We start from the raw sequence: 14,373 nt of genomic DNA, 5'->3' as shown, positions 1-14,373 counted from the left end.
AGATCCGTGTTAACTAAGGTGGTGGGCTTTGCATGCTCACCATACTTTCACACCTATTGCGCTATGGTTTCTTACATTTCATTTATTTTTTTGATTTAATTGTTATGTTATAACACTTTCTAAGTTCCTCGTTATAACCGCTAAGTATTTTATGAAGTTCCTCCGTATTGGTCTGATCGTTACTGCGATCAGCGCATTTTCCCTTGCTGCTTTGCTCTCTTTTCACTCCGAACCAGCACCAGAAATCTCTATAAAAATAACACCTTATCAAGATTCTCAACCGAATGATGAGGCAGCTATCGACTCGCAAGCGACTCCCAACTCTTTGGTTAAAGTCCATTATTTTGTGAAAGTTGGCGATACACTAAGCAACATCTTTTCGTCATGGCAACTGCCTTATGGAACCGTTCAAAAGGTGATGGAAGCGGATCTGGAGTCTTTGAAACTCGACACAATAAAGCCTGGTGACCATCTAGAGTTGCTTTTGGATAGTGACTCAAAACAGCTTGTGGAGCTGATTTATCACGAGAGTCTGGTTGAGCAAGCTGCTTTTACTCGAAACGATGATGGTAGCTTTACCTATAAATTCCACGAGATCCCAGGCGAATGGAAAGAAAAACTCTATGCGGGTAGTGTCCACGGTAGCTTTTCAACGTCAGCCTACAAAGCGGGGTTAACTACTAACCAGATAGCCAATATCACCCGCACACTAAAAGAAAAAGTCAACTTCGCTCGTGAGCTGAGAGCAGGTGACAGCTTTAATGTATTGGTCAAAGAGCAGTACACGGATGATCATTTAACGGGCAAAACAGAAATTCAAGGTATCTCAATTCAATTAAGAAACCGAGAAGTCGCAGCTTTTCTAGCACCAGATGGTCTTTTTTATGACAGAGAGGGAAATAGTCTAGAGCAAGCCTTTGATCGATACCCAGTCGACAGAAAATTCCGAAGAATCACTTCTTCGTTCAATCCGACACGAAGACACCCAGTAACTGGGCGAATCTCACCGCACAATGGTACCGACTTTGCGACACCTGTAGGTTCACCTATCTACTCAACTGGTGATGGTCGTGTGGTGGCACTTCGTGACCACCCGTATGCTGGTAAATATTTGGTGATTGAACACAACAGCGTATATACGACGCGTTATCTTCACTTGAGCCGCTTCTTAGTTAAGAAAGGTCAGCAAATTAAGCGAGGTCAGAAAATTGCGCTATCGGGTGCTACTGGCCGTATTACTGGCCCGCACTTGCACTTTGAGGTATTGGTTCGTGGTCGCGCCGTCGATGCGATGAAGGCTAACTTACCAATGGCAAGCTCAATTATGCTTAAAGATAGAAAAGAGTTTTTGGCTCGAATTGCCTCTTTTGATGCCATGATTTCTGAGCCAGCAGATCGTGCGAGTTAGAGATATTCAGCCTAAGTTGGCCAACGAATATAATCACGCCCCTTAGCTAGCGATTTAGCTAAGGGGCGTTTTTCTTGGTAATCACACGATTTAGCGAGTGATTCAGTTAAGCAACCACCACCGCTGTGCCGCTTGCTGAAACCATCAGCATACCATTGCCTGTGCCAAGTACTTCGTAATCAATATCGACACCAACCACTGCGTTGGCACCTGCTTCAATTGCTTTCTGTTCTAACTCTTTGAAGGCGTAGTTACGTGCTTTTTCCAGTTCTTTCTCGTAGGTACCAGAGCGACCACCCACAAAGTCACGAATTCCTGAAAACATATCTTTGAAAACGTTCACCCCTAGAATGGCTTCTCCGGCAATAACCCCTTTGTAATCGACAATGCGCTTGCCTTCGACTGATTGTGTGGTGGTAATAATCATAATGGCCTCTTGTAAGCTTGCTGAGCTGTCACTCGCTTATTGATTGATAGTTTGGTCTTGCTCTTGAATGTCATCGTTCAGTGCTGTCTCTGAGCGTGTGAATTCATGTCTTAACCATGTTCTCAGTTTTAGCACACTTTCTTGTTTTAATTTGTTTTTCGGGCAAACAAAGTAAAAATCTTGGTGCGGGTTAGCAACCGGTTTACCCAGTTCGACAAGCATCCCATGGCTGATGTCATCTTTCACAAACAAGCGATGCGTTACTAGTACGCCTAACGAACGAATTGCAGCTTGCACCGCTTGAATGGAGACATCGAATGTCAGATTGCTATGGAATGTGGGCATTGGGATTTGGTAATTGTCGCACCACACTTGCCAGTCGTGTTGTCGCCTGGGGTTAAAAACGCCAATGGTCGGGTTTTGTTTGACGAGTTGCTCGACGCTCAATCCGGTCTGGTTTTTTAATAGAGTAGGGCTGCACACCAAGACCAGATCATCGTCGCCCAGTTTCTCGCTGTAATATTGCTCCCACTCGTTGGGCTTGCCATGTACGAGCGCAACATCGACCCCTTCTTGTTCAATATCGAAAGGGCCAGTTAGCGTCGAAATACGGATATCAAGTGAGGGAGCAAAGGCTTGGAAGTCGGGAACTCGTGGGATCCACCAGTGCATCGCGAGCGAATTGACCATGTTGAGGGTAATGCGGTGGTCGTTAGGCGTTCTGGCAAGCTCTTCGGTCGCTTCTATCACTTGCTCAAGTGCGGGCGCGACTTTTCGATAATATCGCTTACCGGCGGCATTAAGAACAACACGACGACCGACTCGTTGAAACAGAGGCTTGTTGACCAGTTGTTCTAACGACTTTATCGCTTGGCTTACAGCAGAGTGACTGACGTACAACACCCGAGCGGCGTCAGTCATGCTGCCAGTCTCAGCGACAGCAATGAAAGCGTAAACGGATTTAAGCGGAACGAGTTTTTTCATTGGTAAGTTTTCCTTACAGTTATGGTTAATATTACTCGCTATTTTTCATTACGTCACGCCTCTAAAATAGATGTCATAGGAGGTGATAATTATGTCTGATATTACCAAGGCGACGACTTTCATGTTGTTGTCGACGTTCAGTTTGTCTTTAAGCGGCTTGATGGCCAAGTATCTATCTGAAGTGATGCCCATTTCGTTACTCAGTTTCGTGCGTTTTTTGTTACCCAGTCTGTTCTTATTTCTTTTTCTGACTTTTTACAAAATCAGCAAGCCGACACGAGAAATGTGGAAACCGTTGGTGATGCGGGCGATCTTTATGGTGGCGTGTCAGTGGTGTTTCCTTACTTCACTACAAACCTTAACGCTGGTTGAAGGTGTGGTGTTGTTCAGTACTGGTCCTTTGTTTATTCCATTGTTAGAAAAATTAATATTTAGAACCAAGATTCATATAACGACGATAGTGTGTTTAGCTGTCACCTTTGTTGGCGTAGTGATGATGGCAGGGGATTGGTCGCAGTTTGAGTTGGGTTCGGAGTTCTTTAGACCTGCGCTTCTGCTTGGGCTTCTCGCGGGGGTATTTAATTCTGGCTCGCAAGTGAGTTTGTACCGAGCATCTAAAACCAGCCTGACTCCGGCAGAGCTTAACGCGTGGACTTTTTTAGTCGCGGCAATCATTGTGATACCAATGGTGGTGTTTACTTCTGTTTCTGCGGTGCCTGATGTTCTTGAAAGTGCTGAAAAAGGCTTCGTGTCGGCGTTGCTGTCTTTTGATGATTTACGCTGGATTGCTCTCGGAGCACTTGGTCTTGCATTGTTTACTATAAATACCCAAATCTTCCGTTCTAAGGCGTATAAGCTGGCAGACAGCGGTTCCCAGTTGGCACCACTGATTTTTACTAACATGCTGTTTAGCGCGCTTTGGCAGGGCTTGTTCTTTGATGATGTGTTTTCTACTCAGCAGATGATTGGTATTAACCTGATTGTCGTGGCGAGCATCACTAACACGCTACTAGCGAAAAGACACAGCAAGACGAAAGCCAACCAGAAACCGCACACCACAGTGGCTGTAGCGACTGTAGCGACTGTAGTGGACGTTGCGGTATTGGACTCGGCAGCTAAAAGCTAACCATTGATCTATGGCTTATCCTCTGAATGGTTAGCTTAAAACTTAAGACTTAAAACAATGAGCGTATGTACTCTTTTACTCGGTCGATGTGTTCGTGCGGATCAATCTCGCAGCGTTGGTTCATTTCTAGAAATCGCTCAGCGTATTTGTCGTAGATTTTGTTTTCCAAAAACAGCAAATACAACTTGGGATCGATATGACCGCTGGTCGCCATGTTGGTCATGATGTTGAGTGATTCGCTTAAGAGTTTACCTTTCTTATAAGGGCGATCACTAGAGGTCAGCGCTTCAAAGACATCAGCAATTGCCATTGCTCTGGACGGCAGTGGCAACTGGTCTTCGCTTAAGCCTCTTGGGTAGCCCTTACCGTCGATACGCTCGTGGTGTCCGCTAGCGATATCCGGAATGTTTTGAAGGTAAGGCGGGTAAGGCAGCTTATTGAGCATGGTGAAGGTTTGAATAATATGATCGTTAATCATAAAACGTTCTTCATCGTTTAACGTACCACGGCGTACTTTCAAATTGTGCAGTTCACCTTGGTTGTATTTAACTTCTCCGGGCTTAAGTACAAACGCTTCTTGCCATACATCGGCAGGGTTAAATCCATTGTCCCAAGGTATTTTATGCTCGGGTTTGTCGGCAAGTAGGGGCTCCATAACAGGTAAACCCTCTTCCTGACTTGTTGGCTCCGTTCTCTCTTTCTCAACCGACTCTTTTGAGGTGTTGAACCTCTCTTTTTCAGACCAAGACAAACCCAATTGATCATCCAGTGTGCGTTTCCATTGGCGTTTGGCTATTTGATCTAAGCGCTCTAGCTGCTCTTTCGTCATAGATTCGCCACCAAGGTTACACTCAGCAACAAAGGCAAACTCCTCATCCAGTTCAGACAGGCTTTGTTCGAGTATTTTGAGTTGTTCTTCTTGTAGCGCACCGTTCGCTATGGCTTTCCAGTAATCGGTTTCCGCTTGCTGTTTCAACACCTCAAAACGCATTCGCACTTCGTGGATTCGGTCGTAAATGGTTTCCAGTTTTGTTGCCTTGTCTACCACATATTCAGGCGTGGTCACCTTGCCGCAGTCATGAAGCCAAGCGGCGAGCATCAACTCTTCCCACTGTTTACTGTCCAATGAGAATTGCGGGTAATAGCGGTCATCATCTATGGTTGCTTGAGTTAGCCATTTGGTGAGCTCAGGCACTCGCTGGCAATGCCCGCCCGTGTATGGTGACTTGGTATCAATCGCCGAAGCAATCAGCTCGATAAAGGCATTAAGCATGTCTTTCTGTTGCTGCATTTGGTCGATGTTGTCTTTCGCTATTTCCGCAAAGCTGAGCAGCTCTCGTAAAAAGGCGTGCTTATCGGCCTGCATCTTGGTAATCGGTCTTTCATAACCAATTGCCACAATACCTACCAACAACTTCTCTCGGTTTAATAGTGGAAATAGGTACAGGTCTGAATTGAAGATCGAATCTTGGTAATAGTTGAGAACATTGTCTTCTCGGTTTAAATGGATTGTCTCTCCAGATTTAAGCTGACAAAGCAACCAAGGCGTGTGTTTGATGAAGTCATTGATGTCGGCCTTAAAAGGCAGAATGGCAAGGTTGGCCGCCGTATCAAACACGTCTTTCTCTTTTGATTGAGTGAAGAGGACAATGGTTTCTGCTTTGGTGATTAAATAGCTTTGATGAGCAATGTTCTTGGCTAAGATCGAAAACTCCTGATTCCCGGCCGTGTCTCGAAGTAGGGTAATCAGATCATGAAGCGTGTGTTCCATTAGCTCAATTGAGTGGGCGAGGTTAGCCACTTCTTGAATCATGCTTTTGGGATAATGAGTACGCCTGAAGTCAAATCGTGCGATGTTGTCGGTGAGTTGCATCAGCGTATTGAGTGGCTGAGACAAGCGATTGGCGACAAACCATACAATAGCGAAGCAGATGAACAACATCCCAATCGCGACCGCAACTTGCTTGTCTCGCATCGAGATAAGATCAGCGAGCAGCTCATTGTGTGGCGTCGCTTCTGCCAAGTATAAGGTGACATTTTGAGTCAGTTGAACCGGCGTTAGCGTTAGTGCCCAAGTGTTTAAGTTGTACTCAACGTTTTTTAGATTGAGGTTTAATTTCTCCTCGTCGGAGATAAGTGGTGCTATGACGGATGCTTTCAATGCTTCCATCTGTTCACGTTTGGGCACATTAAAGAAGCTTTGGTCTTGCTCACTGCCAGAGAGTTTCTCCGTCGTTTGTTTGTTCGTTTGCTCAGTTTTACTTGTGTCATCAGACTTGGGTCTTGATAACTCAAGTTGATGCTGACCGAGAAGGTTAAAATGTTGATCGAACAGGGCGAGTCGGGTTTGCGGAGAATAAGCCAATTCACTGATCTGAGAAGAGAGCGAACTCAACGTAAAATCGGCACCAACCACATGCTTGCCATCGGCAGAACGCCTAGAGAGTGTAATGCCATTGGTTTGCAGGAAATAGAATAGATAGGGCTCAGAGAGTTGTATTGAGCCGTCAGGCTTTGCGTTACGAAACCAAGGGCGAGTGGTGGGGTTGAACTTACTCTCTGCTTGTCGAGTACTGATCACTTGATGTGCGCCATCAAGGTAGGTAATAAAGTTTTCACCGTCTAGATTGGTGCTGCTGACCATCATGGTCGCTTTAGCGGGGGCGCTGTTTTCGGCTCGCTGTTTATTGGTGCTTAATGGACGAAAGATTCTAAAGTCACCATCTTCAGAACCGTAAAATAGAGCGACCAAATTGGTGTTTTGCTTGAAGATGATATCGACCGAAGCAAGCCAAGAGTCTTTTTCGACAGCGGAAGTTTGATGAGCAACAAACGGGCTCACCGCCATCACATTTAAGGTTGTGATGACCGGGGCAATGGCTTGTTTAAATACTGATTCCAGTTTGTCGCGATGCTCATTACTGATCTCGCGCACTGTGCCTAACAGCAACTCTTGAGAGTGCCGATAACTTATCGAAATCAATACCGCACCGACAAGTGTTGTCAAAATTAGGAAAAGGCTAGTGATGTGGATACTCAGCGGATATCGTCTTCTTCTCATCTAACACTCCAGTTTGTAGACTGGTTTAAGTATTGACGAACTTGGGTAGGTTGCAAAAAATTGGCGCAATTACCGAGTGTGTACGGTTCGACTTAGATAAGACCAAGCGTTGGCTGGTTCGGTTAGCCACGTATTACCTGTCATGTAAATGAACCAGTAATAAACCTTTATGTTTGGGTGCTAATTGTCACTTTCAGCTGATAAACTGGTCGAATTGTTGCCATTAGGCACTCATTTTCTGAAGCATTCTTTTCCTGAAAGAGATTCAGGGTTACTTTCTTAAAAACGTATTTTGACCGAGCGAAGAGGGCATTGATTCATGGAACTCAAAGTAGATACTCACACCCACACATACGCAAGTGGTCATGCTTACAGCACATTGATCGAAAACGCCAAGTCGGCAAAGCAAAATGGTTTAGCCATGTTTTGTACCACCGACCATTCAGAATCAATGCCGGGCGCTCCACACTATTGGTTCTTCAGTAACCAACGTGTACTTCCTCGTTTTATCGAAGAGGTCGCCATCATCCGTGGTGTTGAGTCGAACATCATGAACACGCAAGGTGAAATTGATATTCATCCGAGCGTTGATAAGAATCTGGATTGGGTGATTGCAAGCTTCCATGAGCCCGTTTTTCGCCCATCGGATGTCGCTACCCACACAGAGGCTCTCGTTAATGTGATTAAGGGTGGTCGAATTGATGCGCTTGGTCACTTAGGCAATCCTAATTTTGATTTCGATTTTGAAGCCGTTATTCAATGTGCGGTTGAAAACAACGTGGCGATTGAGATCAACAACACCACACTTAAAGGAAATAGCCGAGTTGGCAGTGTTGACCGCTGCTATGAGATCGCAAGAATAGCGAAAGCGAAGGGTGCATTTATTACAACAGGCAGCGATGCGCATTTCTGTTTAGATGTCGGTGGCTTGGATTTAGTCGCAGCATTGTTAGATGAAGTGGGTGTCGATTCGAGTAAAGTGATCACCCATTCGCCAAAGCAGTTCCTAGCCTTTTTAGCCTTGCGCGGTCGTAGTGAAATCCCAGAATATTCAGATCTTGTTTAAGAGATTGTCGGCGGGTTTGCATTTCGACACAATCAATTTTTGTGCCTGACAGATTTTTGTATACACTAGCCGAAAATAATAAAGTCGAAGTGCCACATTACTGTTGGCTCTAACTTCAAAGACACCGCTTCACTTGGAGAAACAATGAAAACTCGCTCAATCCTTTTATCTGGCTTAATCGCTGCTTCAGTATTGTCTGGCAACGCATTTGCTAATGTAGACCTTAAGAAAAACATGCAAGAAATGAAGCTTGCGTTCAAACAAGCGGCAGAAGCTCAAAGCATTGAAGAGATGCAAAAGCCTATCGTTCGTTTAGATACGCTAGTGGCAGAGCTGAAAACGGGTGTTTACCCAGTCGAGAAAGAAGACAACTTCATGGAAGGCTTCAAAAAGATCAGTGCATCACTGGATAGCATTGAGCAGAAGCTAGACCAAGGTGATTTAGCGTCGGCACAGCAAGAACTTCGTACTATTGACGGCCTTCGTGAAGAGTACCATGAGAAGCGTAACCCAAGCATCTGGAGCAAGATCTTCGGTTAATTCGTTAATCATGAGTTTGCTAGATAGGTAACAAAGAGCAAACCTCAAGATTCGATCTCTAAAACGCCGCCTTACTTTCCCCTCTTTCGAGGAAGGTGTAAGGCGGCGTTTTTATTGTCTCTTTTATTGAAAGCCTGCTGTAAAGAGTTGAGTAATACTTTCTTAGCTTTAGTGTTGTAACCAGTATTTAACGAAAAAGAGTGTGCGTTAGCTTCAATTTTTTAACTTGCTGTTAATCTTTACGTTTACCTAGATTCCAAGTCCCTCATAATAAGGGAAATTTATAAAGATTTGGAATAATGCGCCGAACCTCGTTCAACTTCTCCATGTTACTTGCAACAGCATTAAGCTGGGCGCTAGTGACATTAATGCCTGTTATCAATGCTCATGGTAATAGTGCGGGAGTATGGGCGTCGTTATGTACGGTCAATGGCTTTGAATTGGTTCAAATCGAAGAAGGCGAACCTAGTACTCATAAAGGAAAACCGTGTCCGTTTAGCCATTTTTCCACGTTTCACCAAGATGAACTTCCCACTACACTACTGACAACTCGACTGAGTTCTATTGTCTCCGACAGCTACGCTTTTTTGGCTCTAAGCGAACGCTACACGAGGCAAGCCCCACGCGGCCCTCCCTTTGTTATTGCTTAAACCTAACCCATTAAAATAATTAAAAAATAAAGTATTAAGTAAAGTTAAACATGCTCAAGTTACTTTCTGATTTTTCAGAAGGTGCATTTGCGTGTGTCAAAGGAAACTATAATGTTGAGAAATGAATCTCAAACCCCTGCGAAAGCACAAGCAACTTCGCAGTCTAAAAGCAGTGCAACAACCGGTTCGAAAACCAATATAAAAAGCAAAGACCGCAATAAAACTCTCTACTTCCTCACATGGCGCTGGCACTTCTATGCTGGGCTATTTGTTATCCCGTTTATGTTAATGTTGAGCATTACAGGCTTGGTGATGCTGTTTGATGATGAAATCGAGTTAGCTTTTCATCACGATGCGATCGAGATTGTTGCATCGGGCGACCCGATTAAAGTGTCACAACAGTTAGTTGCAGTACAACTTCAATACCCACAAGGTTCGGTTACGCAGTTTGTTCCGAGCGAAGCGCCTGATCTCGCTAACCGCTTTTCGGTATCACTTGAAAACGGAACATCTGTTTTCGCCACTGTGAATCAGTACACTGGCGAAGTGGTCGGAGAGATTCCGCGCAGCGATACCCTGTACCAGCTGGCGAATGATATTCACGGCACTTTGTTGATTGGTGATTGGGGTGATTACCTAATTGAAGTCGCAATAAGCTTGTCTATTCTGTTGCTCATCAGTGGTATTTACTTATGGCTACCGAGAGACAACGCAAGCCGCGCTGGTTTTCTCAAGTTGAGAATTTCATCCGGGCCACGCGTTCTCATGCGCGATCTGCACGCGAACATTGGAGGCACGTTATCGCTTATTCTGTTGTTGTTTATTCTATCTGGATTGGCATGGACAGGTTTTTGGGGCGGTAAGCTTTTTCAAGCATGGAGCACTTTCCCTGCTCAAATGTGGGACGATATTCCATTGTCTGATAAGACGCATGCTTCCCTCAACCATGGCTCAGAAGAAGAGCTTCCTTGGAACTTGGAGCAAACACCACTGCCTTTGTCTCAAGATAAGCCAGCAGAACACATTCATCATGTGGAAGAGGCGACGGAACCTCATGATCACTCTAAGATGACTGAAGATCACTCTCAACATGTGTTGTCAGCAAGCAACTTCGACATTGATGACGTTATTGAAAAAGCATACTCACTTGGCTTTACGCAATACAAGGTCAATTTCCCGCGTTCAGAAACGGGTGTTTACACGGTCACAGCCAATACCATGGGCGGCGATATCATCGATCCAACGCAGGATCGTACCACGCACCTCGACCAATACTCAGGTCGTATTCTGGTTGAGGTGACATGGCAAGATTATAACTTCATTGCCAAGACGTTAGCTGTGGGTATTTCATTGCATCAAGGTGACATCAGCATCATCAACAAGCTTCTAAATGCCTTGTTTTGCTTGGCGTTCATTGTTGTTTCTGTGACTGGCGGTGTGATGTGGTGGATGCGCAGACCTTCCGGTCAAAGAAAGCTTGGCACGCCACCGAAGTTTGGTGATGCAGGGCTTTGGAAGGCAGGCTTAGTGACGGTCGTGGTTATTTCAGTACTGTTTCCACTCGCGGGTGCAACGATCGTGACAGCCATGCTATTGGATTGGTTACTGTTCTCGCGTGTCGAGAAATTCAAGACAGCATTGAGTTAATTGATACACAAACTGACCTTCTGTTTGAGGAGGTCAGTTTCATTAATCAGATGACATGCTCTGTTTATTAAGAAGACGTTAGACTTGATACAGCTCTATACTTGATAAAGCTCTAGATTTCATAAAGCTCTAGATTTCATAAAGCTCTAACGGAAGCCCGTCAGGATCGGCAAAAAAGGTAAATGTTTTACCTGTAAACTCATCAACTCGGATCGGTTCGACTTCGATTCCTTGTCCTTCCAAATAGCTTTTGACTTGTTGAACGTCATCAACACAAAAGGCTAAGTGTCTTAGCCCTTGAGCTTCAGGAAAGCTAGGTCTTTCTGGTGCGTTAGGGAAGCTGAATAGCTCTATCTGAGCACCATTAGGTAGCGCTAAATCAAGTTTGTACGACTGGCGAGCCTCTCGATAGTTTTCGGCAATTATCTCGAGTTTCAAAATCTCAGTGTAAAAGTGTTTCGACGCGTCGTAGTTTGAACAGATTATGGCCGCGTGGTGTATTCCTTTCAGCATCAGTTTATTTCTCCTGCCAACTTGTCACCTAAGTGCTCCATGGCGTAATCAATGAACACACGCAGTCGAGCGGGCATGTACTTGGTTTGAGCAAACTGCATCGCAATCGCACCATGGTAATTACTCTTGATGGTCCAATCTTCCAACACTTGTACTACAGACCCTTCAGCTAACGCATCTTGAATCACGAAGTCATGGAAAATACCGACGCCGAGACCTTCTTTTACACCTTTTAGTCGCATCTGCGAGTGGTTAACTGCGTAACGCCCACTGACAGGTACCGTGTGAAATTCATCATCTTTAAGGAAGTCCCAAATGTGGTCTTTGTCTGTCTCTGCAAGGTATAAACAGTCGTGTTCAGACAGTTCGGTAGGGTGGTGAGGAATCCCTTTGGCATCTAAATAGTCAGGGCTTGCACACAACACGAGATTTGTTTTGCCTAACTCTTTCAATACTAAGCTTTCGTCGGGTTTATCTGTCAGGCGGAATGCGATGTCGATACCTTGCCGTAAAATATCGATGTCGCCATCAGCCGCTCTCAATTTAAGTTGGATTTCTGGATACTGATTTAAGAAAGGCACAATAAAGGGCTGCAAAACCGAATTCAAGAAGGCTTCTGGTGCCGCTACCGTTATCGAGCCTGCAGGTTCGGTATGGTCGGAGGTAGACAGTTCAACTGCTTGTTGAGCTGCGTTGATCATCACCACGCTCTGGTCGTAAACCAATTGACCCGCTTGCGTGATGATAAGGGTACGAGTGGTACGCTCAAACAGTTTCACCGATAGCGCTTTTTCCAAGCGAGTGATGAGCTTACTCAAGGCTGACGGTGTCACGCCTAACTGTTTTGCTGCAGCCGTAAAACTACCTTCGTTAACCACCAAAATGAACGAGGCGAGATCCGGAAGCAGGGCGATGAGTTTTGGGTTAATCATAAGTATCCAGTTAAGCGAGTTTCAACGATGAACTTAATGGTAATTGTGAGCGATTTACTTTGATTTGTGAATCAATTTCATTAATTAACTGACGTGGTAAGGCGATGTTGAAGGCTTCATTTATTAACGAGCTTAAGTGAACTACACTGATAAAAAAGCTAGGTAAGTGACCGATGAATAAAGAGAATTTTTCAGAAGAGTTAAAAAGGCTCCGCGAAGCAACCTCAATTTCTCAAGAAGAATTTGCAGAGTTACTTTCCCATTCTCATCGAGCATTTTCCGGTGTTAATCAGGTGATGGTGAGCCAGTGGGAAAGGGCAAAGACATTGCCTAGTTTTGTTCGTCGCCTTGGTATCGCAAGCTTCTTTCAGGTGGAGTATGACTTTTCAGTGGAAGAGATGGTTCAAGTCAAAGCTGCAACCAAGAATATGGAACGTCCGTTTAGTGCCGAGATCGGTTACGACTATGAGGTTACCAGCGTAGAGTCATACAACATGGGTTCGCTTCCTGCGAAAAGGATTAAGTCTATACAAGGGATGCACCTCAAAACTTATGGCAAAGACTTTATCGAGGTTGCTCAGTATCTCGGGGTGAGAAAAGAAGATATGCAGGTGCTTTGCTTCTTGTTCGAGGGCGTCATTATCGGGCATGTGGTTTACGACGGCCTCAGCAAAATGCTTTGCAGTGTTGGTGCAGTCAGCGTCGTGATCCGACGTAAGATCTTCGATTACATGGCAGATAATTTGGCTGGCACTGAATTTCGTTTTCCGACTCTTGACCCTGCAATGTCCCAGTTTCTTTATGATCTCTACTTAGAGCCGTACATGAGCAAACTCGGCATGCCATTTTTCAAGGCTGATATAAAGAAAGTGGTGAATAACCCATTCTCTCAGAACATCCAAAACAAACACGATATTTACTTCAAATGCATTCGATATCATGACCTTAAGCAGAAAAAGAAAAGCGTCGAGTTTGTCTTAAGTTAACCTTGCTTGAGTTCGCACTCTTACATGACAAGTCTAAGGTCAGTCAAAGGCAGTGGCTTTGAATATAGAAAGCCCTGATAGCTATCAAAACCTAGCTGGTGGACGAGTTGATGTGTATCCGTATCTTCAACACCTTCTGCCACGGTTTCAATTCCAGACTCTTTGCAGTACGCCAACGTGCGCTTCACCAAGTCCGAACGTGCTGGTTCTGCGCTATTCACGATTGATTTATCAAACTTCACTTCATCGACATTAAGGCTCATCACTTTATTCATATCTGAATAGCCAATACCAAAATCGTCGATTGAGATTTTAATGCCAAGAGATTGAAAGCGTTTAATCTGCTCACAAAGTTGGTCATCCAACTGATCGTTTTCGCTGAGTTCAAAAGTAAGCTGCTTTGCTTTGAACGAGGTATTCCAAAGCAATTCACGAACCTTTTCCACGTTATCAGGGTTAGCCAGCACCTTCTTGCTGATATTAACCGCCAAGTTCAAGTGAGATGAGAGAGATTTTACCTCTGTCAGTGACTGTTCAAGAACACTAAAGAAGATCTCTTCCTCGTAACCCAATGCAAACGCACGATCAATAAACACACCTGGAGAGAAAATCCCTTCTTCTGGAATATCTAAACGAAACAGCGCTTCAACCCCAGTCACTTTCTCGATACTAGGTTCAACCTTTGGCTGATAAAAGCAGGTGTGCCAGTCGTTTTCGAAGGCTTCTTGAATGATGTGGTCTGATAGGTTCATGTGTTTGGTTTCTCTTCTCATCGTGTTTCATTTGTATAGCGGCGTTGCTGGTGCGCATTCTGAGAGAAGCGGGCATTCATCACTATATCGTTTTGAGATGAAAAATTGAGATTTGATATGAAAGCGAAATTAGACGGAAATTAAAGGTGATTTGGCGTTTAAAAGAGCAAGTGAAGGGCGTTAATGTGCCCTGTGTCACTGGGATGAACTATTATTCATGCCTGTGGTTCATTAATGTTTTTCCAACTAAAGGGATAATCGGAACGGGGATGTTCAACTAG

General features: G+C 44.6%; 13 protein-coding genes. 7 read left to right on the top strand and 6 right to left on the bottom strand.

Annotated features, from left to right (window positions below; genetic code table 11):
* The first annotated feature begins 151 nt into the window (after positions 1-151).
* Complete coding sequence (locus MSG38_RS03150; RefSeq protein ID WP_050650760.1) at positions 152-1,408, top strand: peptidoglycan DD-metalloendopeptidase family protein; 1,257 nt, start codon at positions 152-154, stop codon at positions 1,406-1,408.
* A gap of 106 nt (positions 1,409-1,514) precedes the next feature.
* On the opposite strand, the gene MSG38_RS03145 is transcribed toward MSG38_RS03150, so the two are convergent.
* Positions 1,515-1,835, bottom strand: a complete 321-nt coding sequence (locus tag MSG38_RS03145; protein WP_004730185.1) for a heavy metal-binding domain-containing protein — start codon at positions 1,833-1,835, stop codon at positions 1,515-1,517.
* Between the two features lie 36 nt (positions 1,836-1,871).
* On the bottom strand, positions 1,872-2,819 hold the full coding sequence (locus MSG38_RS03140; RefSeq protein WP_048612950.1) for a LysR substrate-binding domain-containing protein: 948 nt from the start codon (positions 2,817-2,819) through the stop codon (positions 1,872-1,874).
* 91 nt (positions 2,820-2,910) lie between these two features.
* On the opposite strand from MSG38_RS03140, the gene MSG38_RS03135 reads away from it, so the two are divergent.
* Positions 2,911-3,945 carry a DMT family transporter gene (locus MSG38_RS03135; protein ID WP_248400974.1) on the top strand — a complete coding sequence of 345 codons (1,035 nt, stop codon included), beginning with the start codon at positions 2,911-2,913 and terminating at the stop codon, positions 3,943-3,945.
* A gap of 49 nt (positions 3,946-3,994) precedes the next feature.
* On the opposite strand, the gene MSG38_RS03130 is transcribed toward MSG38_RS03135, so the two are convergent.
* A complete protein-coding gene (locus MSG38_RS03130; protein WP_086967731.1) occupies positions 3,995-7,006 on the bottom strand; it encodes an HD domain-containing phosphohydrolase in 3,012 nt (1,003 codons plus the stop codon).
* 319 nt (positions 7,007-7,325) lie between these two features.
* On the opposite strand from MSG38_RS03130, the gene MSG38_RS03125 reads away from it, so the two are divergent.
* From MSG38_RS03125 to MSG38_RS03110, 4 genes are all read left to right on the top strand, one after another.
* Positions 7,326-8,072, top strand: coding sequence for a phosphatase (locus MSG38_RS03125; protein WP_050653590.1), 747 nt, complete (start codon positions 7,326-7,328; stop codon positions 8,070-8,072).
* 144 nt (positions 8,073-8,216) lie between these two features.
* Complete coding sequence (locus tag MSG38_RS03120) at positions 8,217-8,612, top strand: cytochrome b562 (protein ID WP_017059534.1); 396 nt, start codon at positions 8,217-8,219, stop codon at positions 8,610-8,612.
* A 299-nt stretch (positions 8,613-8,911) separates the two neighbouring features.
* Entirely contained in the window at positions 8,912-9,262 is a 351-nt protein-coding gene (locus tag MSG38_RS03115; RefSeq protein ID WP_248400973.1) for a hypothetical protein, read from the top strand.
* A 111-nt stretch (positions 9,263-9,373) separates the two neighbouring features.
* Entirely contained in the window at positions 9,374-10,909 is a 1,536-nt protein-coding gene (locus MSG38_RS03110; RefSeq protein ID WP_248400972.1) for a PepSY domain-containing protein, read from the top strand.
* Between the two features lie 129 nt (positions 10,910-11,038).
* Here MSG38_RS03110 and MSG38_RS03105 read toward each other — a convergent pair whose 3' ends face one another.
* The gene (locus MSG38_RS03105) at positions 11,039-11,422 is read right to left on the bottom strand and encodes a VOC family protein (RefSeq protein ID WP_248400971.1); all 384 of its coding nucleotides are present in this window, start codon (positions 11,420-11,422) and stop codon (positions 11,039-11,041) included.
* Entirely contained in the window at positions 11,422-12,354 is a 933-nt protein-coding gene (locus MSG38_RS03100; RefSeq protein WP_017071151.1) for a LysR family transcriptional regulator, read from the bottom strand. Before MSG38_RS03100 ends, MSG38_RS03105 begins: the two co-directional genes overlap by 1 nt.
* Positions 12,355-12,527: 173 nt before the next feature.
* Between MSG38_RS03100 and MSG38_RS03095 the strand changes: the two genes are divergently transcribed.
* Positions 12,528-13,340, top strand: coding sequence for a helix-turn-helix transcriptional regulator (locus MSG38_RS03095; RefSeq protein WP_061038434.1), 813 nt, complete (start codon positions 12,528-12,530; stop codon positions 13,338-13,340).
* Positions 13,341-13,360: 20 nt separating this feature from the next.
* On the opposite strand, the gene MSG38_RS03090 is transcribed toward MSG38_RS03095, so the two are convergent.
* Complete coding sequence (locus MSG38_RS03090; protein ID WP_081090199.1) at positions 13,361-14,113, bottom strand: EAL domain-containing protein; 753 nt, start codon at positions 14,111-14,113, stop codon at positions 13,361-13,363.
* Positions 14,114-14,373 lie beyond the last annotated feature (260 nt).

Source organism: Vibrio sp. 1CM24A, assembly GCF_023161725.1.
Classification (GTDB): domain Bacteria; phylum Pseudomonadota; class Gammaproteobacteria; order Enterobacterales; family Vibrionaceae; genus Vibrio; species Vibrio coralliirubri.
Note: the sequence above shows the minus strand (reverse complement) of the source record. Positions and strands in the feature narration are given on the sequence as shown.

Bases quoted from the DNA above. Each gene is read 5' to 3' on its own strand.
- MSG38_RS03150 (WP_050650760.1), top strand. From the start codon at position 152: ATGAAGTTCCTCCGTATTGGTCTGATCGTTACTGCGATCAGCGCATTT.
- MSG38_RS03145 (WP_004730185.1), bottom strand. From the start codon at position 1,835: ATGATTATTACCACCACACAATCAGTCGAAGGCAAGCGCATTGTCGAT.
- MSG38_RS03140 (WP_048612950.1), bottom strand. From the start codon at position 2,819: ATGAAAAAACTCGTTCCGCTTAAATCCGTTTACGCTTTCATTGCTGTC.
- MSG38_RS03135 (WP_248400974.1), top strand. From the start codon at position 2,911: ATGTCTGATATTACCAAGGCGACGACTTTCATGTTGTTGTCGACGTTC.
- MSG38_RS03130 (WP_086967731.1), bottom strand. From the start codon at position 7,006: ATGAGAAGAAGACGATATCCGCTGAGTATCCACATCACTAGCCTTTTC.
- MSG38_RS03125 (WP_050653590.1), top strand. From the start codon at position 7,326: ATGGAACTCAAAGTAGATACTCACACCCACACATACGCAAGTGGTCAT.
- MSG38_RS03120 (WP_017059534.1), top strand. From the start codon at position 8,217: ATGAAAACTCGCTCAATCCTTTTATCTGGCTTAATCGCTGCTTCAGTA.
- MSG38_RS03115 (WP_248400973.1), top strand. From the start codon at position 8,912: ATGCGCCGAACCTCGTTCAACTTCTCCATGTTACTTGCAACAGCATTA.
- MSG38_RS03110 (WP_248400972.1), top strand. From the start codon at position 9,374: ATGTTGAGAAATGAATCTCAAACCCCTGCGAAAGCACAAGCAACTTCG.
- MSG38_RS03105 (WP_248400971.1), bottom strand. From the start codon at position 11,422: ATGCTGAAAGGAATACACCACGCGGCCATAATCTGTTCAAACTACGAC.
- MSG38_RS03100 (WP_017071151.1), bottom strand. From the start codon at position 12,354: ATGATTAACCCAAAACTCATCGCCCTGCTTCCGGATCTCGCCTCGTTC.
- MSG38_RS03095 (WP_061038434.1), top strand. From the start codon at position 12,528: ATGAATAAAGAGAATTTTTCAGAAGAGTTAAAAAGGCTCCGCGAAGCA.
- MSG38_RS03090 (WP_081090199.1), bottom strand. From the start codon at position 14,113: ATGAGAAGAGAAACCAAACACATGAACCTATCAGACCACATCATTCAA.